Annotated in this window: 13 protein-coding genes; 12 read left to right on the top strand and 1 reads right to left on the bottom strand. The window is 60.6% G+C overall.

Going from position 1 to position 18,464, the window contains the following annotated elements; translation table 11 throughout:
• The first annotated feature begins 6 nt into the window (after positions 1–6).
• Both AB4Z23_RS05395 and AB4Z23_RS05390 read left to right on the top strand, forming a co-directional pair.
• Positions 7–1,854: a type I secretion system permease/ATPase gene (locus tag AB4Z23_RS05395; RefSeq protein ID WP_065687777.1), complete on the top strand. Its 1,848-nt coding sequence runs from the start codon at positions 7–9 to the stop codon at positions 1,852–1,854.
• Positions 1,841–3,154 carry an HlyD family type I secretion periplasmic adaptor subunit gene (locus AB4Z23_RS05390; protein WP_065687776.1) on the top strand — a complete coding sequence of 438 codons (1,314 nt, stop codon included), beginning with the start codon at positions 1,841–1,843 and terminating at the stop codon, positions 3,152–3,154. Before AB4Z23_RS05395 ends, AB4Z23_RS05390 begins: the two co-directional genes overlap by 14 nt.
• A gap of 33 nt (positions 3,155–3,187) precedes the next feature.
• Here the strand turns inward: AB4Z23_RS05390 and AB4Z23_RS05385 are convergent, their stop codons facing one another.
• The gene (locus AB4Z23_RS05385; RefSeq protein WP_161986913.1) at positions 3,188–5,539 is read right to left on the bottom strand and encodes a helix-turn-helix transcriptional regulator; all 2,352 of its coding nucleotides are present in this window, start codon (positions 5,537–5,539) and stop codon (positions 3,188–3,190) included.
• A gap of 136 nt (positions 5,540–5,675) precedes the next feature.
• Here AB4Z23_RS05385 and AB4Z23_RS05380 point away from each other — a divergent pair, with 136 nt between their 5' ends.
• From AB4Z23_RS05380 to AB4Z23_RS05335, 10 genes are all read left to right on the top strand, one after another.
• On the top strand, positions 5,676–6,704 hold the full coding sequence (locus tag AB4Z23_RS05380; RefSeq protein ID WP_111782960.1) for an ABC transporter permease: 1,029 nt from the start codon (positions 5,676–5,678) through the stop codon (positions 6,702–6,704).
• Positions 6,704–7,585: an ABC transporter permease gene (locus AB4Z23_RS05375; RefSeq protein ID WP_019564714.1), complete on the top strand. Its 882-nt coding sequence runs from the start codon at positions 6,704–6,706 to the stop codon at positions 7,583–7,585. The genes AB4Z23_RS05380 and AB4Z23_RS05375 overlap by 1 nt, the downstream gene beginning before the upstream one ends.
• Positions 7,586–7,589: 4 nt before the next feature.
• A complete protein-coding gene (locus tag AB4Z23_RS05370) occupies positions 7,590–9,236 on the top strand; it encodes an ATP-binding cassette domain-containing protein (RefSeq protein ID WP_035199488.1) in 1,647 nt (548 codons plus the stop codon).
• Positions 9,237–9,253: 17 nt separating this feature from the next.
• Positions 9,254–10,810 (top strand): hydantoinase/oxoprolinase N-terminal domain-containing protein, encoded by a 1,557-nt coding sequence (locus AB4Z23_RS05365; protein WP_065688002.1) that lies wholly within the window; start codon positions 9,254–9,256, stop codon positions 10,808–10,810.
• A complete protein-coding gene (locus tag AB4Z23_RS05360) occupies positions 10,803–11,936 on the top strand; it encodes a DUF917 domain-containing protein (RefSeq protein ID WP_413373040.1) in 1,134 nt (377 codons plus the stop codon). The genes AB4Z23_RS05365 and AB4Z23_RS05360 overlap by 8 nt, the downstream gene beginning before the upstream one ends.
• A 43-nt stretch (positions 11,937–11,979) precedes the next feature.
• On the top strand, positions 11,980–13,575 hold the full coding sequence (locus tag AB4Z23_RS05355) for an ABC transporter substrate-binding protein (protein WP_065687773.1): 1,596 nt from the start codon (positions 11,980–11,982) through the stop codon (positions 13,573–13,575).
• Positions 13,576–13,690: 115 nt separating this feature from the next.
• Positions 13,691–14,767, top strand: a complete 1,077-nt coding sequence (locus tag AB4Z23_RS05350; protein ID WP_065687772.1) for a DUF917 domain-containing protein — start codon at positions 13,691–13,693, stop codon at positions 14,765–14,767.
• Positions 14,764–16,302: a hydantoinase/oxoprolinase N-terminal domain-containing protein gene (locus AB4Z23_RS05345; RefSeq protein WP_065687771.1), complete on the top strand. Its 1,539-nt coding sequence runs from the start codon at positions 14,764–14,766 to the stop codon at positions 16,300–16,302. Before AB4Z23_RS05350 ends, AB4Z23_RS05345 begins: the two co-directional genes overlap by 4 nt.
• 45 nt (positions 16,303–16,347) lie before the next feature.
• The gene (locus AB4Z23_RS05340; protein WP_441360019.1) at positions 16,348–17,292 is read left to right on the top strand and encodes an isoaspartyl peptidase/L-asparaginase family protein; all 945 of its coding nucleotides are present in this window, start codon (positions 16,348–16,350) and stop codon (positions 17,290–17,292) included.
• A 117-nt stretch (positions 17,293–17,409) separates the two neighbouring features.
• The gene (locus tag AB4Z23_RS05335; RefSeq protein WP_003511007.1) at positions 17,410–18,315 is read left to right on the top strand and encodes a LysR family transcriptional regulator; all 906 of its coding nucleotides are present in this window, start codon (positions 17,410–17,412) and stop codon (positions 18,313–18,315) included.
• Positions 18,316–18,464: the final 149 nt, after the last annotated feature.

Genomic DNA, 18,464 nt, shown 5'->3' with positions numbered 1-18,464 from the left:
CAGGCTGTGGGCTTTCAAAACCACCAGCAGACACCGCCGCAGTCCCTCACTGCGGCGGTTGTTTCGCCCCTTAAAAGCACGTTTTTCGGTGTGGCGCTCGTCAGCGGTGTGGTCAACATCCTGGCGCTGACGTCGCCCCTGTTCATGCTTCAGGTTTACGACCGGGTGCTGGCCAGCGGCAGTTTGCCGACACTTGTCGGGATCGCCATTCTTGCGCTCGGCCTCTATGGCTTCCAGTGCCTGCTCGACATCATCCGCGCCCGGGTCCTGATCCGTATCGGCGAGGACTTCGACATGCGCTATTCCGGCAAGGTGCATGATGCGGTGGTGCGCCTGCCGCTCGTCAACCGTATGCCGGGGGACGGCCTGCAGCCGCTGCGCGATCTCGACAACGTGCGCGGTTTTCTTTCCGGCACGGGGCCCACCGCCTTTTTCGATCTGCCTTGGATGCCGCTCTACCTTGGCATATGTTTTCTGTTCCATTTCTGGATCGGCGTGACGGCTCTTGCCGGTGCCGTTCTGCTTATATCCCTGACCATCTTGACGAATATGTTCTCTCAGAAGCCGATCCGCGACACCATGGTCGAAAACATGGCGCGCAACCGGCAGCTGGAAGCCTCGCGCCGCAACGCCGAAGTCGTGCAGGCCATGGGGCTCGGCGGCCGGCTTGGCAAACGCTGGCAAATCTCCAACGAGGCTTATCTCGCCGCCAACCGCAAGGCGGGCGACGTGGCCGGCGGCCTCGGCAATATCGCAAAATCCCTGCGGATCGTGCTGCAATCGGCCATTTTGGCGGTCGGCGCATGGCTGGTCATTCAGCAGGAGGCCTCAGGCGGCGTGATGATCGCCAGTTCGATCATGATGGGTCGGGCTTTGGCGCCCGTCGATCTTGCAATATCCAACTGGAAGTCCTTTGTTGCCGCCCGCCAGAGTTGGGCGCGGCTAAGGGAGCTTTTTGCGCAGATGCCGGTAACGGCGACCGCAATGGCACTGCCGAAGCCTGAGAGAGAGTTGAAAGTCGAAAACGTCACCATCATTCCGCCGGGAGAGAGAAAACCGACCGTCGCGGGCCTTGGTTTCGTCATGACCGCCGGGAATGCGCTCGGTGTCATCGGCCCGTCCGGCTCGGGAAAATCCACCCTCTCGCGCATTCTCACCGGAGCCTGGACGCCCGCCGCCGGCAAGGTGCGGCTTGATGGTGCGAGCTTCGATCAATGGGATCGCGAAGCCCTCGGCCGCCATATCGGTTATCTGCCGCAGGGCGTGGAGCTTTTCGACGGCACGATCGGCGAAAACATTTCCCGTTTCGAGGACAATCCCGATCCCGACGCAATCATTGCCGCTGCGAAAGCCGCCGGTGCGCACGACCTGATCCTGCGCTTCGAAAAGGGGTATGACAGCGATATAGGTGAGGCCGGTTCCGCGCTTTCGGCAGGACAACGCCAGCGTATCGGTCTCGCGCGTGCGCTTTATGGCGATCCCTTCATCGTCGTGCTGGACGAGCCGAATGCCAATCTCGATGCAGAGGGCGAGGCCGCCGTCGTCAGGGCGATCGCGTCGGTCAAGGCGCGCAACGGTATCGCCATCGTCGTCGCGCATCGGCCCAGCGCGATCGGTGCCGTCGATTTCATTCTGATGATGGAGGAGGGGCGGATGAAGGCCTTCGGTCCGCGCGACGAGGTTCTCTCGAAAGTGCTGCGCACTCCGAATGCTCAAGCGGCGAAAGGTTTCACCGCATCCGCGCACACGGTTTCACCATTGCGTGTCGTCGCGAATACCCAACCTAAGACGGTGGCGGTGGAAGAGAGCGGCGAGGAGAACAGGCAGGAAGGAGATACGGATGTCAAAAATTGACCAGCGCACGCAGGTGTCCCGCTCTATCCGCAAACATCTTCTTGCCGGTCTTGCCGCAAGCGCCGCACTGCTGGCCGGCGTCGGCGGATGGGCAGCGACGACAAATCTTGCTGGCGCGGTCGTCGCGTCCGGTCATCTTGTGGTCGATTCCTATATCAAGAAGGTACAGCACCCCAAGGGTGGCGTCGTCGGTGAAATTCTGGTGAGCGAAGGTGGCAGGGTAAAGGCCGGCGACGTCGTCATGCGTCTCGACGCCACCCAGACCCGCGCTAATCTCGCCATAGTGACCAAGCGGCTGGATGAGCTGAGCGCGCGCATGGCAAGGCTGGAGGCCGAACGGGACGATCTGCCGGAACTCGTTTTTCCACAGGCTCTGGTGGCGCGCAAGGACGATCCCGATGTCGCTTCCGCAATGCGCAGCGAAACCAGGCTGTTCGAATTCCGCAAATCCTACCGTGAGGGGCGCAAAGCGCAGCTTGTGGAGCGTATCACCCAGTTCGAACATGAAATCGAAGGGTTGAGGGCACAGGAAGTCGCCTACGACAACGGGCTTGCGGTTTTGCAGGCTGAGATAACCTCGCAGAAGTCCTTACGGGAGCAGGGCATCGTGTCCGTGCAGCGGCTGAACAGCCTGCAGACCCAGGCCGCGACATTTGGCGGTGAGCGTGGCGAAAAAATCGCCTATCAGGCGCAGACGGCGGGCAGGATCACCGAAACGAAACTGCAGATCCTGCAGATCGATCAGGAATTGCGCACCGAAGTGGGCCGGGAAATGCGCGAGATACAGGCGCAGACGGGTGAATATGTTGAGCGGAAGGTCGCTGCGGAGGACGAGCTGAAGCGCATCGATATCATCGCGCCGCAATCCGGCATGGTGCATGAAATGGCGGTGCATACAGTGGGCGGCGTGGTGACGCCGGCCGACCCGATCATGCTCATCGTGCCTGATGGGGACGAACTGGCGCTCGAGGTGCAGATTGTGCCGAAGGATATAGACCAGTTGCAGGTAGGGCAAAAAGCGATGCTGCGGATGACCGCGTTCAACCAGCGCGTCACGCCGGAACTGGAAGGCCATGTCAGCCGCATCGCCGCCGATATCACCACCGACCAGAGGACCGGCCTCTCCTATTATCTGGCGCGGATTTCCATACCGGTTGCCGAGCGGGAAAAGCTGAACAATGCGCCGCTGATGCCGGGCATGCCCGCCGAGGCCTTCATCCAGACCAGCGAGCGCACCGCGCTGTCCTATATCGCCAAGCCGCTGACGGACCAGATCAACCGCGCCTTCCGGGAAGAGTAGCTGGCTTTTCTGATCGGCAGTCACGACTTGAGATCAAAGCCAGCCCAGCGCTTTCGCTGCGCGGATCGCTTCCGCGCGGCGTTTGCAATCCAGCTTGCGGAACAGGTTTCCGAGATGGAATTTTACCGTCACTTCCGAGATGTTGAGGGTCTGCGCGATCTTCTTGTTCGACATGCCGCTGGCCAGCAATTGCAGCATCTGTGCTTCCCGCTGTGAAAGCCCGCCATGCAGGGCGCGTGCCTGCGGCGAGTTGACCGAGGCGGCGAAAATCGACAGCGCGTTCCGGACATCGGAAGAGGTTTCGATGAAACCGCGGATACGGCGATTGTTCAGAAGCGGCGACAGGAATATGCGCTCCTCCGACAGGACGCCGTTGCAGCCAAGGCGCGTCGCCGATTCAAGTGCGTTGAGGATATGGGCGCGGGCGCCGGCACTGTCACGACGCTGGTGTGCGGCATAGCTCTGCCATATTCTGAGCGCGACCTTTTCGCGGTTGGTGACCTTGGGGTTGGCGATCATTGCATCCATCTGCCGGGCGAGATAGGCGCGCGGCGTGAAAAGATGTACCGCGTCGCGGAGCCAGGCCATCACATAGGCGATTTCGTCGCGCCGCGTGAGCCGGGCAAGGTCCTCATTTGCGCTCTCCACCCAGTTGCGACCCATCGGCATGCGAATTGCCGATAGCGTTGCTGCCGCATCCGCCCAGCGGTTGGCGTTCTGGTAGGCGATGGCCGTTCTGATCTCCATCATCGCATGGAATTGCAGCCCTTCCGAAAGGTGAATCCACAGGCCGTCGAGAAAGCCCGGACGAACGGTCATCGGAAAATGATCGATCAGCACCTGCGAGGCATAATGCAGGGCAAACTGCATCAGGCTCGGCCATATCTCGGAGGCGGCGAAGTGGTCGAATTCATGCTCGACGAAGTGCAACAGGTCGCGCGGTTTTCCCGCCTCATAGGCAAGGCAGGCTTCCGCCAGCCGCAGCATTCGGAACTCCTGCGCGGCGTCGTGTGGCACCTGTTCCAACCTCGTGCGCGCATCCTGTGCCGCGCGACGGGCCAAGAGCACATCACCGCTCATCAGTCGCAGGACGATCTGGTGCAGATGGATGAAGAATTCGAGCAGCGGCTGCCCGCCCATCTTGCGCAGATAGATAAGCGCGCGGGCGGCAGCGGCCTCGGCCTCGCGAAAATTACGGCGGCGGATTTCGAATTCCAGCAACGCATTGTAATAGGCCGCCCATTTGCCGTGATCGTCCATGGGGTAATCGGCCATGAATTCCCCGAGGCGCGTTATCACAGCGTCATTGGGGGTCAGGTCCTCGGCAATCATCAGGTTCAGCCGGAAGGTGCGGGCGGCAAAGGAAAAACGCGAACCGCGGGCAAGCACCTTGAGTGGATCGAGATAATCCGAACCCAGGCTCTTGCCAAGCAGATGGCGCACGCGTTGCAATTCGCCCTGTTTCAGCAATGCGCGGGTGACGGCGAAGAGGACTGTTTCATTCGCCGCGATCATGTCCTGCGAAAACCGCATGATGATCTCGCGAAATCTGTCGACGCTGCTTCGGTAGATCAGTTCGCGCCCATGGGCGCGTTCTAGGATTTGCGCGGCGTGGGTCTCATAACCGCGGTCAAGCAACATGGCCATTGCCGCAAGCGCCCGCCCTTCCTTCTCGAATGCGGAAGCGACCTCTACCACTGCCCTGCCAGCCTGTAATGTGGCGAGACGTTCTCCCGCTGCCACGGTCAGAAGCCTTATCAGTGTGCCGTGTTTTTCCGGGTTTGCGATCAGGAAGGGCGGCAGAAGTTCTGCCCATTCAGCGTCGGGTTCTGCCGAGGGATTTTCCAGCCAGAGCGAAAGCGCGACCGTCTGGGCCGGTGACAGATGCGGCAGATAATTTTCCCGCAGATAGTCAACGCATAGTTTTTCGTCGGCGAGGCGAGCGAGAGACAGAAAGGCCGGCCACCCCGCATAATCATCGAGCGCCAGACGCTTCTGTTCTGTTGGAAGGCCCGCGGTCTCATCTTGGCCAAAGGCCAGTTCATTTGCTCCGATCGTCAGCGAACCACGATGCAATATTTGCCGCGCCAGCCCGCTGATACGTTGATCCGGACGGCAGGCGATGACCACGAAACGCACGGTTTCCAGAATAGGGGCGGGCATGCGGACCGCGCGTGCGAAGACCGGCACATCCCATAGCAGACAGCCTTTTGCCGCCTCATCACTTCTGGGCTGGTGCGTCCGGCATACCTCGGTCCCCAGCTCTTGTGCCAGCAAGTCCATAAGAACGCTTTTCCCGGCGCCCGCCGGCGCGCGCAGAAAGATCACGCCTGCGGTTTCGCTGGCGATACGGCGGCAGAGTGTGGTGCGCGGCAGAAGCGTCATTCAGACAGGGATAGGAGATCTTAATTCAAAAACCTATACTCATTTATCAAAAAACTATACCTTTCTGAGATTGTTCAAAAGGACATGTGGTGAAAACTTGTGCTCAGGAAACTGATGCACAAGGAACGGTCCACCGATGCAGCAACATCCGCTGGTCGCGATTTTGAACAGGCTCGGCGCTTTCGTACTGGTCATGATCGCCCTGTCCATCATGATTTTTGCTCTAGCCCGTGTGGTGCCGGGTGATCCCGCCCGCATGGCGCTCGGCCCTGCGGCAACACAGGAACAAGTTGATGCGCTGCGCGGCGAGATGGGTCTCGATAAGCCGCTCTCCGCCCAATACCTCGACTACATCGGCAACGCCCTGCACGGTGACCTGGGCTTCTCGCTGGTTTCCCAGCGCCCCGTCACCACCGATCTGGCCCAGACCGTTCCTGCGACCGTCGAACTGGTTCTGGTCTCAGTCATCTTCATGTTTGCCGTCGCCATCCCGCTCGGCGTCATCACGGCGCATTACCGCGACCGTCCGCTCGACCATATCGGCCGTATCCTCTCGCTCACCGGCGTGACGATCCCGAGCTTTTTGTTTGCCATCACGCTGCAATTGCTGGCCGCTCGCTTTCTCTCCGGCTGGCCGATCATCGGTAGGATCGATCACTCACTTGGCTGGCAGGGTGGCCCGACGGGCTTCATCCTGATCGACGGTACGCTTGCCGGACGGTTCGATGTAGTGCTGGATGCGCTGAAGCACCTTGCGCTGCCGGCCTTTGCGCTCTCCATGGCCGGTATCGGCCAGATCACCCGCATCACGCGTTCCTCGATGATCGAGAACCAGCGCAAGGATCACGTGCTCACCCTGCAAAGCTTCGGCGTGCCGGAGCGGGTCATCATCTTCCGTTATCTGCTGAAGCTTTCCTCCATCGCGCCGCTGACGATCATGGGGCTCGAATTCGCCTCGCTGATCGGCAATGCCTTCGTGATCGAAATGGTCTTCGCCTGGGGCGGATTCGCGTCCTACGGGCTGAACGCCATCCTTCAGAAAGACCTCAATGCCGTGACTGCCGTGGTGCTGGTGGCCGGCCTGTTCTTCATCGTTGCGAACCTGATCGTTGATGTCCTGATCTCGATCATCGACCCGCGCCTGCGCCGCAAGGAGGCTCGCTGATGGCTGATATGAAAATGCTCGAACCCACCGATCGGGGCTTAAGCGCCGGTTACATGATGTGGTACCGCTTCAGCCGCAATCCGGCAGCGGTCATCGGTTCGCTGATCCTGTTGTCGGTGCTGGTTCTGGCGATCTTTGCGCCCTGGCTTACACCCTATCCCAAACATATCGGCGCGGTCGTCGATTTCCGTGCCCGCCACATGCCGCCGGATCTGGAGCACTGGTTCGGAACCGACAAGGCCGGACGCGACATCTTTTCCCGTACTGTCTTCGGGCTCAGGGTCTCGCTTCTTCTCGTCATCGGCGTGCTCGGCATCTCGGTCCCGGTCGGCACTGTGCTTGGCCTGGTCGCCGGTTATTTCGGCGGCTGGACCGAGAAAATCATCAGTGGCCTGACGAATGTGATGCTGGCCATGCCGCCCCTCGTCATGGCGCTGGCGGTCTCCAACCTGCTGGAACCCACCTTGATGAACGCCATGATCGCGATCACGCTTCTATGGTGGACCTGGCATGCGCGGCTGATCTATTCGGTGTCGAAATCCATCGCATCCGAGGACTACATCGAAGCGGCACGTCTTGCAGGTGCGGGTCCGCTGCACATTCTCTTTCGCGAAATTCTGCCCAATTGCGTCTCGGTCATATCAGTCAAGACGACGCTGGATGCGGCATTCGTCATCCTCTTTGGCGCGACGCTGAGTTTCCTCGGTTTCGGCGTCAAACCGCCAACTCCCGATCTCGGCTCAATGGTTGCCGATGGGCGCCAGTTCATGCCGGATTTCTGGTGGGAAGTCCTCTGCCCCGGCGCGGCCGTGCTTTACGTGACGCTGGGTTTCAATCTGCTGGGCGACGGCCTGCGTGACATGTTCGACGTGGAAAGCTAAAGCCATGACTGAACCGCTTCTTAAAGTCGAAAACCTCAACGTCACCTTCACCAACTACGGTCGCACGCGCCAGGTGCTGCGCGATGTCGCCTTCACAGTCTCAGCCGGCGAGCGGGTGGCGCTGATCGGCGAAACCGGATCGGGTAAATCGGTCACCGCCAAGGCGATCATCGGCACTTTGCCGAAGAATGCCACTATTGCCTCCGGCGCCATTGTCATCGACGGGCGGGATGTGCTCGCCATGCCGCGAAGGGAACGCGAGGCGCTGAAGGGAACGGCGTTTTCGCTGATCATGCAGGACCCGCTGTCTTCCTTCAATCCGGTCTTCAAGATCGGCACGCATCTCGATGATGTCATGCGCTTTGCCGACAAGCGCAACGGCATCAACTCGTCCAAGGCAGAGCGCCGCACCCGTATCGCAGCGGTTCTGCGCCGCGTGCAGCTTGGCGATACCGAGCGGGTCATGAATGCCTATCCGTCCGAGCTTTCGGGCGGCATGCGCCAGCGCGTGTTGATCGGGCTTGCGTTGCTGCATCAGCCGAAGCTCCTCATCGCGGATGAGCCCGGCACCGCGCTCGACGTCACCACGCAGGACGAAATTCTCAATCTCATCAACCAGCTGGTTGCCGAAGAAAATATGGCGCTGCTGATGATCACCCATAATCTCGGTGTCGTACGTAAGGTGGCGGATCGGGTCGTGGTTATGCACCATGGCGACATCGTCGAGACCGGTCCCTGCACGCAAATCCTGCACGCTCCCGCTGCGGACTACACGCGTTCGCTGCTGGATGCGGTGCCGCCGCTCTACGGTCCGCGTGTCGCCGATCTGGCGCAGAGCACACGCTCGCCGATCGTTACCATCGAGGGCCTGAACAAGATTTACGGCAGACGCAACGGTTACCACGCCGTGCGCGACGTGAACCTGACGCTGAAGGACGGCGAAATTTTCGGTCTTGCGGGCGAGTCCGGTTCTGGAAAAACCTCGGTCGCCCGGATGATCATGGGACTTTCTCGCCCGACCTCCGGCAATCTTGTCATCGACGCCCCATCTCCCGGGCGTGGCAAGCGGCTGACGCAGATCGTCTATCAAAATCCGGGCACTTCCCTTAATCCGAAGCGCACGGTCAGGCAGACGCTTAACCTGCCGTTGAAATCCATCGGTATGGACGGTGAGGCGCGCGAACGCCGGATGCAGGAACTGATGGGGCTGGTGCGATTGCCGCAATCCTATCTCGGTAAATATCCGCATGAACTTTCCGGCGGACAGAAGCAGCGTGTCGCCATTGCCCGTGCACTCGCGGCTGAACCGAAGATCCTCATCCTCGACGAGCCGACGGCGGCGCTTGATGTCTCCGTGCAGAAGACCGTTATCGACCTTCTGCTGCAGCTGCGGGAAGAGCTTGGCCTGACCTATCTGATGATCTCGCACGACCTCTCGCTGATGCGCAATTTCTGTTCGCGCATCGCTATCATGCTGCGTGGCGAGATCGTCGAGGAAGGGGTGACGTCTGCGGTTTTCGCCGAGCCGAAGCATCCCTACACCCGCGCCCTTATCGCGGCGATCCCCGTCGTCACCGACGAGGAAGAGCGCCTGAAACCCACCGTGACAGAGGAAGAGCGTATGCGCTTCCTCGTAAAAACGACCGATTGATAAAAGAGGAGCCTGACGTGTATCGCGTTGGAATTGACGTCGGCGGCACAAATACCGATGCCGTTGTGTTACAGGAAAAGACTGTTCTGGCGGGGGTGAAAGCCTCCACCACCGAAGATGTGACGTCCGGTGTCATCGAAGCCCTTGAAAAGGTGATCGAGGCGTCGGGCATCGACAGGGCACACATCGGTGCCGTGATGATAGGCACCACGCATTTCACCAATGCGGTGATCGAGCGGCGGCATATGGACGAGGTCGCCGCCATCCGGATCGGCCTGCCGTCCGGCGCCGGCCTGCCGCCGATGGTCGACTGGCCGGATGACCTCCGGGAAATCGTTGGTAACCACGGTTATCAGGTCCGCGGCGGATATGAATTCGACGGTCGCGAAATCTCAGCCCTCGATGAGGACGAAATCTTCCGCATCGCCGCCGATATCCGCGCAAAGGGCCTGAAGGCCGCGGCCGTCACCTGCGTCTTCAGCGGCATCAATGATGCGATGGAAGTGCGGGCGAAGGATATCCTGCAGGAGCGCTGCCCCGGCCTGCCGGTGGTTATGTCCAAGGATATCGGACGGCATGGTCTGCTCGCCCGCGAAAGTGCTGCGATCATGAATGCCAGCCTTCTTTCGCTTGCGGACCGCACCGTTGCCGCTTTCGGCGAGGCGCTGAAGGCAGCGGGCATAACCTGCCCGTTCTACATCACCCAGAACGACGGCACGCTGATGGCGGCGGATGTGGTGCGCGGCTTCCCTGTGCTCACCTTCGCCTCCGGCCCGACGAATTCCATGCGCGGCGCTGCTTTCCTCACCGGCCTCAAGGATGCCGTGGTCGTGGATGTCGGCGGCACCACCTCCGATGTCGGCTCGCTGTCGCACGGCTTTCCGCGCCAGGCGTCCACGACGGTGGATATTGGTGGCGTGCGCACCAATTTCCGCATGCCGGATGTGTTCTCGATCGGTCTCGGTGGCGGCTCGCTGGTGGTCAATGGCGAACATGGCCTCACCGTTGGCCCGAAATCAGTCGGTTACCGCGTCCGCCGTGAGGCGCTCTGCTTCGGCGGCACGACCCTGACTGCAACCGATATCGCTGTCGCCTCCGGCAAGGCGGACGTGGGCGAGAAGGCTCTGGTTTCCACTCTGGACAAGCGGCTGGTGGATGCCGCAGTCAAAAAGATCAACGACATGCTCGAGTCCTGTGTGGAACGCAGCCGCATCTCGTCATCACCGGTGCCGGTGATCGCCGTTGGCGGCGGCTCCATTCTCATGCCTGACCGTATCGGTGATCTGGACGTCATCCGCCCCGAGAATTTCGCGGTGGCGAATGCCGTGGGTGCAGCGATCGCGCAGATTAGCGGCGAGACGGACCGCGTCTTCTCGCTGATCGAGGGGCGCACGCGTGAAAGCGCGCTTGCGGAGGCGGAGGCCGAGGCACGCGAAAAGGCGATTGCGGCTGGTGCAGTGGCCGAAACGCTGGAAGTCATCGAGCGCGAGGATATGCCGCTTGCCTATCTGCCCGGCAATGCCACCCGCATTCATGTGAAAGTCGTTGGAGAAATGGGAGCCAATCATGGCTGAGACGCGCAAGCTGAAATATGACGAAGCGGCATTGCGTACGCTGACGAGGGAAGATCTCGACGCGCTGGAAATCGGTGCGGGCATTCTCGGCACTGGCGGCGGCGGCAATCCCTATCTGGGCAAGCTGCTTGCACTCGAGGCCATGAAGGCCGGTTGCGAGATGAAGATCCTTGCGACAGACGCCATCGAGCCGGACGCGCTTTGCATGTCCATCGGCGGCATTGGCGCCCCCGTTGTCGGCGTGGAGCGCATTCGCGAGGGCCGTGAGGGTCTGCGTTGCCTGCGCGCCATGGAAGAGCTGATCCGCACGCCGGTAGACGCCATCGTCTGCGAGGAAATCGGTGGCTCGAACTCCATGAACCCGCTGGTGACGGCGGCGCTTGGTGGCCTGCCGATCCTCGATTGCGACGGCATGGGCCGGGCTTTCCCAGAGATGCAGATGACGACCTTCTCCATCTACGGCCACAGTTCGACGCCATCGGTGATGTGCGACCTGCACGGCAATGCCGTGATCTTCAGCCACGCCGTTTCCGAAGTCTGGCACGAGCGCATGGCCCGTGCCTGCGTCGTTTCTCAGGGCGGCGGCGCAATGCTGGCGACCGCGCCGATGCAGGCGCACTACGTGCACCAGTATGGTATTCCGAAAACCTACACCAAGGCGATCGCGCTCGGCGAGGCGGTGATCCGTGCCCGCAAGCAGCAGGAAGACCCGATTGCGGCAGTCTGCGCGCTTGAAGGCGGACGGCGCATCTTCAACGGCAAGATCACCGATCTGAAACGCCATCTGCGCGGCGGTTTCGCCGTGGGCGATGTCGAGCTTTCCGGCTTCGACGATTGCTCGGGTCAGACGGCGAGCGTGGCGATCCAGAACGAATTCCTGCTGTTCCGCCGTGACGGCAAGGTGGAAGTGACCGTTCCTGATCTGATCGTTTTGCTCGATGTCGATACCGGTTACCCGATCACCACCGAAGTCCTGCGTTACGGCCAGCGCGTGGCCGTGGTCGCGATCCCCTGCCACGATCTGCTGCGCAGCGCCCGCGCGCTCGAAGTCGTTGGACCGGCGGCTTTCGGTTACCCGGACATTCCTTTCTCACCGCTGCCCGTCCCGGTCGGCAAGGCTGCCTAACCATAAGCGGGGCAAATGACCCGCAATAAAGAGGAGAACGACAATGAAAATGCCAGGACTTCCTTCCCGCCTTGCCGTGCTTGCGCTCGGCACGGCAATCGCGTTGCCGCTTGTTTCTTCCGCTGCTTTTGCGGAGGACAAGGTTTCGGTCGCGGTCAACACCATGCAGATATTCAGCTCGCTCGACCCGGCGAAAGTGACTGACTATACCGGCTACATGGCCATCGTGAACATGTATGACGGCCTGACCACGGTGAATGCCAAGGGCGAAATCGTGCCGCATCTGGCAAAGTCCTGGGATATTTCTGAAGACGGCCTGACCTATACCTTCCATCTGCGCGACGATGCGAAGTTCCAGGATGGCACGGCGGTCAAGGCTGCCGATCTCGTCTGGTCGGTGCAGCGCCTGCTCGGCATCAACAAGGGTCCGTCGAACCTCATCGTCGGCGTGCTGAAGCCCGAAAACGTCAGCGCGCCTGATGATGCGACGCTCGTCATGAAGATCGAGCGTCAGTTTTCGCCCTTCATGGCCTCCACGCCGCTGATGATGGCGTTGAACAAGACGTTGATCGAAGCCAATGCCAAGCCCGAAGACAAGTGGGGCGAGTCCTATGTGGGCGAACATTCCGCCGGTTCCGGCCCATACAAGCTCGTCAGCTACAACCGTTCTGCCGATATGGTCATTGCCCGCAATGCGGACTATTTCCTTGGCTGGACCAAGGGCAAGCCGATCGACGAAGTACGCTTCGTCCAGACGAGCGACGACGCTACCGTCAAGGCGCTGGCTGAAAAGGGCGAACTTGGCCTTTCCTCGCACGGCCTTGGCAACGACACCTATGAATCCATCGGCCGGATGAAGGGTTACAAGCTCATCCAGACCCGCACCGCCGGCGGTTTCGTCATCAAGCTCAACACCAAGGTTTACCCGACCGACGACGTTCACGTTCGTCGCGCCATTGCCTATGCGACGGATTACAAGACGATCCAGGAAGTGATCTATCCCGGTTTCGACATGCAGGGGCCGCTATCCGACGCTTTCAAGGACGCGCATAACGGCGATATTCAGCCCGGCGTCTACGATCTGGAAAAGGCGAAGGAAGAACTGGCGAAGTCGAAATATGCCGGCCAGAAAATCACGCTGGTCAACAGCTATGTCGCTTCGCTGGCCTTCGAGGCGGAAGTGGCGCTGCTTTTGCAATCCAGCCTCGAGCAAATCGGTATTACGCTCGATATCAAGCCAGAGCCGTGGAACCGTATCGTTGAGCTTTCCTCCAAGCCTGAAACGACGCCTGCGTCGACGCAGGTGAATATCTCGCCGACCTATCCGTCTCCGGATGCGATGTTCTACAACCAGTATCACTCCAAGGCATCAGGCACATGGATGTCGATGGAATGGCTGCAGAACGCGGAAATCGACGGGTTGGTCGACAAGGTCCGTGCCACGACCGATACCAGCGAACAGAACGCAACCTACAAGGAACTGCAGACCAAGATCGCCGATCTTCAACCGGATGTGTGGGCGGTTGCGCCGAACCGCCGTTATGCGGCGAACAAGTGCCTTCAGGGTTACGAGTTCATTCCCATGCAGAGCTGGGACCTGAACTTCTCCAACTTCCATTGGGACTGCAAGGCGGAGTGATCTCCGTCCCATGAAAAGCGGTCCCGCCGCATGGCGGGGCCGATGAGACTTGGAACGATAAAGGGAAGGAGCATCGCTTGCGCCGGAAAGGCTGCGGCATGCCCGAGGATGACGCATGATCCAGGAATTTTCCGAAGACGACATCGAACCTCTTGCCACCGGCGCCTGGATTCTGGGAACGGGCGGTGGAGGCAATCCCTATATCTCGACGCTCAATCTGCGCCGTCTTTATGCCGAAGGCAGACGGGTGAAGGTCATGGACCCCATGGCGCTTGCTGATGACGACATGGTTGCGGTCGTCTCCAAGATGGGTGCACCGCTTGTTGGTCAGGAACGGCTGGGAGACCCCGTTCATCTTGCCCGCGCGGTCGAGGTCATGGAGGATTATCTCGGCAAGCCTTTCCGGGCGATCATGAGCGTGGAAATCGGCGGTTCGAATGCGTTATCGTCCTTCCTCGCCGCCGCCATGCTCGACCGTCCCGTCGTCAATGCCGATGCCATGGGACGTGCTTATCCCGAAGCGCAGATGACCTCATTCGCCATCGGCAATCTGCCGATGTTTCCATTATCGCTGGTCGATGTACGAGACAATGAGGTGATCGTGACACGCGCTGCATCGTGGAAATGGATGGAGCGCATCTCGCGCAAGGTCTGCACCGAAGTTGGTTCCACCGCCGCCACCTGCAAGGCGCCGCGCACCGGCAAGGAAGTGAAGGAATGGGGCATTCATTACACCGTCACAAAGGCGACCGAACTCGGGCGCGCGGTGATGGAGGCGCGTGCACGCCATGATGACCCGGTTCAGGCGGTTCTCAACCATGAGGGTGGCAAACAGTTGTTCCGCGGCAAGGTGGTGGATGTCGCCCGCGAGACCACCGGTGGCTTTCTGCGCGGCAGTACGACCATTGAAGGCATCGACGCCGATCGCGGCTCACGCATGGAACTTGCCTTCCAGAACGAGTGGGCGGTCGCCTTCCGCGACGGCCAGCCGGTCGCCATGACGCCGGATTTGATCTGCCTTCTCGACACTGTTTCGGGCAGCGCCATCGGCACGGAATCGGTGCGCTATGGCCAGCGTGTCACGGTTATCGCCCTGCGGGCGCCGGAACTCTTGACGACGCCTGCCGGCATTGCTGCCGTTGGCCCGCGTGCCTTCGGTTATGACATTGATTTCAGATCGGTATTCCCATGAAACGCATCGGTATTGACGTTGGCGGCACCAATACGGATGCCGTTCTGATCGATGGAGACGCCATCGTTGCCTCGATCAAGGTTCCGACCACGCAGGATGTCCTGTCCGGCGTGAAGGCGGCCCTCGCTCACATGTCTGGCCATGTCGGCACGGCAGATCGCCCGATCGATGCGGTTATGATCGGCACCACCCATTTCACCAATGCTGTCGTGGAGCGCGCCCGGCTGGAGCGAGTTGCGGCCATCCGCATCGCGTTGCCGACCGGCTCTTCACTGCCGCCCATGTGCGACTGGCCGAAGGATCTCTACGAGGCTGTCGATCCGCTGATCTTCATGGTTCATGGTGGCCATGAATACGATGGCAGTCCGCTGGTGCCGATGATCCCGGATGAAATCCGTGAAGCGGCGATGAAAATCCGCGATGCAGGCATTACCTCGATCGCCATTTCGGCAACCTTTTCGCCGCTGACCACGGAGTGCGAGGTGAGGGCGGCGGAGATTGTCCGTTCGGTGATCCCCGATGCACGCATCACGCTTTCCCATACGCTGGGCCGTATCGGGCTTCTGGAGCGCGAAAACGTTGCACTTCTGAATGCCGCCTTGCAGACCCTTGGCAGGACCACGGTACAGGCATTTTCGGATGCGCTGCGCGAAGCAGGTGTGAAGGCGCCGTTTTATCTTACACAGAATGACGGCACCGTGGCGCTTGCGGATGTGGCTGCCGCAAACCCCGTGCACAGCTTCGCTTCCGGCCCGACCAATTCGATGCGTGGTGCGGCTTTTCTCACCGGGCTTTCCGATGCCATGGTGGTGGATGTCGGCGGCACTACCTCCGATATTGGTTGCCTTGTCGGTGGTTTTCCGCGTGAGGCAAATAATATTGTCCATATTGGCGGGGTCCGCACCCTGTTCCGCATGCCCGATCTTCTACCTGTAGCACTGGGCGGCGGCACCATTGTCGACCCGCAGACAGGCAAGATCGGCCCGCGCTCGGTTGGGTATCGCATCCTGACCGAAGCCCGCGTTTTCGGCGGCGAGACACTGACGGCATCGGATATCGCCGTTGCGGCAGGCCTGATCGAGATGGGCGACAGGGATCGTGTGAAGGGCCTCGATCCGGCATTCGTGCAGGCGACGCTCGGCCGTATCCGCGACATGGTGGCCGACAGTTTCGACCAGATGAAGACATCAGCCGAAGACGTGCCGCTGGTTGCGGTCGGCGGCGGCGCATTCCTGATACCGGAGCAGGTGCCGGGCGCATCCGAGGTGCTGCGTGTGGAAAATGCAGGCGTTGCCAATGCGCTCGGCGCAGCGATGGCGCAGGTGTCCGGTGAGGTGGATCAGGTCTTTTCCGGGTTGAGCCGCGACGAGGCCCTTGCGAAAGCCGAGACCGAAGCGCAGAACGCAGCGGTCGCTTCGGGAGCGGAGCGCGCGAGCCTCAAGACGCTTGAGGTGGAGGATATTCCCATCGCCTATTTGCCAGGCGGCGCTCGCAGGGTCCGCGTGCGTGTTATCGGCGATATAGCCTTTCATTGATGGTAAGAGGCCCTGCCTGCGGCGGGGCAACAGTGGAGTGAGGATATGACGAAGATCGCACTGGCCATTCACGGTGGTTGCGGGGTTATGCCGGAAGACAGCATGACTCCGGAGGAATGGGAAGCGGCGCGCCACGATCTGGCGGGGGCACTGCGCGCCGGTTATGGTGTGCTCAAGGCTGGCGGAACTGCGCTGGAAGCGGTTGAGGCGGCAGTCGTCGTTATGGAGGACAGCCCGCATTTCAACGCAGGCCATGGGGCGGCGCTCAACGAGAATGGCATTCACGAACTCGACGCGTCGATCATGGATGGCAAGACCCTTGCGGCAGGCGCAATCAGCGCCTCCCGCGCCATCCGCAACCCGGTGAAGGCGGCCCGGGTGCTAATGGAGGACGAACGCGCAGTCTATCTCACCGGTGAAGCGGCTGACCGGTTTGCGCAGGAGAAGGGGCTTGCCACGGAGCCTCAATCCTACTTCACCACGCAAAAGCGTGTCGAGGCGCTGGCGGCCATGAAGGCCCATGCCACGGCAGGTACGGAAGCGACGGAAAACGAAAAACACGGAACCGTCGGTGCCGTGGCACTCGATGCTGCTGGGCATCTCGCAGCCGCGACATCCACCGGCGGCTACACCAACAAGCCTGACGGCCGGGTGGGTGACAGCCCTGTGATCGGGGCGGGCACCTATGCACGCGACGGCGCCTGCGCCGTTTCCGGCACCGGCAAGGGTGAATTTTTCATCCGTTACGTCGTCGGCCATGAGATCGCGTCCCGTGTCGCCTATCTCGGGCAGGATCTGGAAACCGCCGCCGGCAACCTCGTCCACAAGGATCTGGCGCCCTACGATATCGGTGCGGGTCTTGTCGCCATCGATGCCGAAGGCGGCATTGCCGCACCCTATAATACGCCCGGCATGTTCCGGGGCTGGGAGACTCCAACAGGAGAGGCCCGTGTTGCCACCCACGACAGGGTCTATGACGTGGAATTGTAACCGGCGACCGACCGGGCCGAATGACAATGCTAAAAAAACCGGTGACATGAAGGCCTATCGGCGGCAAAAGGTCTGAACCGAAACCGGCTCGTCTTTTCATCCCATGGTGCTGGCCTCATGAATATCAAGCAGCTCGAAGTCCTTCGCACGCTTCTTTCCACCGGCTCGACCATCGCCACCGCCAAGGCCATGGGGCTAAGCCAGTCCGGTATCAGCCGGCTTCTGGCTCAGCTCGAGGCGGACCTGTCGCTGACGCTGTTTGCCCGTGACAAGGGGCGGCTGATCCCGACGCCGGAGGCAGCGCTTCTCGCGCGTGACGCGGAAAATGTGCTGCTTGCTGTCGATCGCATGTCCGGCCACGCCGAAGATCTGCGCAATGGTGCTGCCGGTCCGGAAATCGTCCGCATCGGCCTGCCGAGCAGCATGTGGGAGAACTTCGCGCCCGCCATGCTGATAGACTATGTCAGGGATTTCCCCGGCGTGCGCATCGAGACTTTTTTTGAAACGACCACCGCCATCAACAGGCTGGTTGGCGAGCGGGTGATCGACCTCGGTTTCCTGCGCATGGAAGGTGAGATTGGACCGGGCATTGATGTCGAGCGTGTCGCCACAGGCAAAAGCGTCTGCGTGGTCCGTCAGGATCACCCTTTAGCCGAGCTTACCGAGATAACGGTGAAGGACCTGCGCAACATTCCGCTCATTCTGATCGGCCGGCAGCGGCCGAACCGCATGGCGCTCGAGCAGGTCTTCAAGAAGGCGGGCGTCAAGCCCATGGTGAAGATCGAGACCCACACCAACAGTTCCGCATGTGCATATGTCGCGCATGGTCTGGGCGTTACGATCATCAGCAGTTTTTATGCTAACCTCTACAGGCACCTCCCCGTCGTGGCGCTGCCCTTCATTCCGCAATCAACGCAGGAGTTCGGTCTTGCCCGGGCATCGGGCGCACCGCTGTCCATCGCGGCGCAGGCACTCAGCGACGCCTTGAAGCAGCAAATCCAGCTTTCGCAAAAAATCGACTGAAAACAGGGTTTTTCACGAGAAATCTCATTGTCCCTGTCAGGATGAAACGTGCCACCATTCTGCATAGGCATATGACGTTTATGCATAATATTGCGCGTTATTTATCAATCCGTCATAGTCATTCGCAACGAAACCGATAGAGGCGGGAG

It is taken from the genome of Agrobacterium sp. MCAB5 (assembly GCF_052114365.1).
GTDB classification, from domain to species: Bacteria; Pseudomonadota; Alphaproteobacteria; order Rhizobiales; family Rhizobiaceae; genus Agrobacterium; species Agrobacterium tumefaciens.
This window is presented reverse-complemented; position numbering and strand designations above follow the sequence as displayed.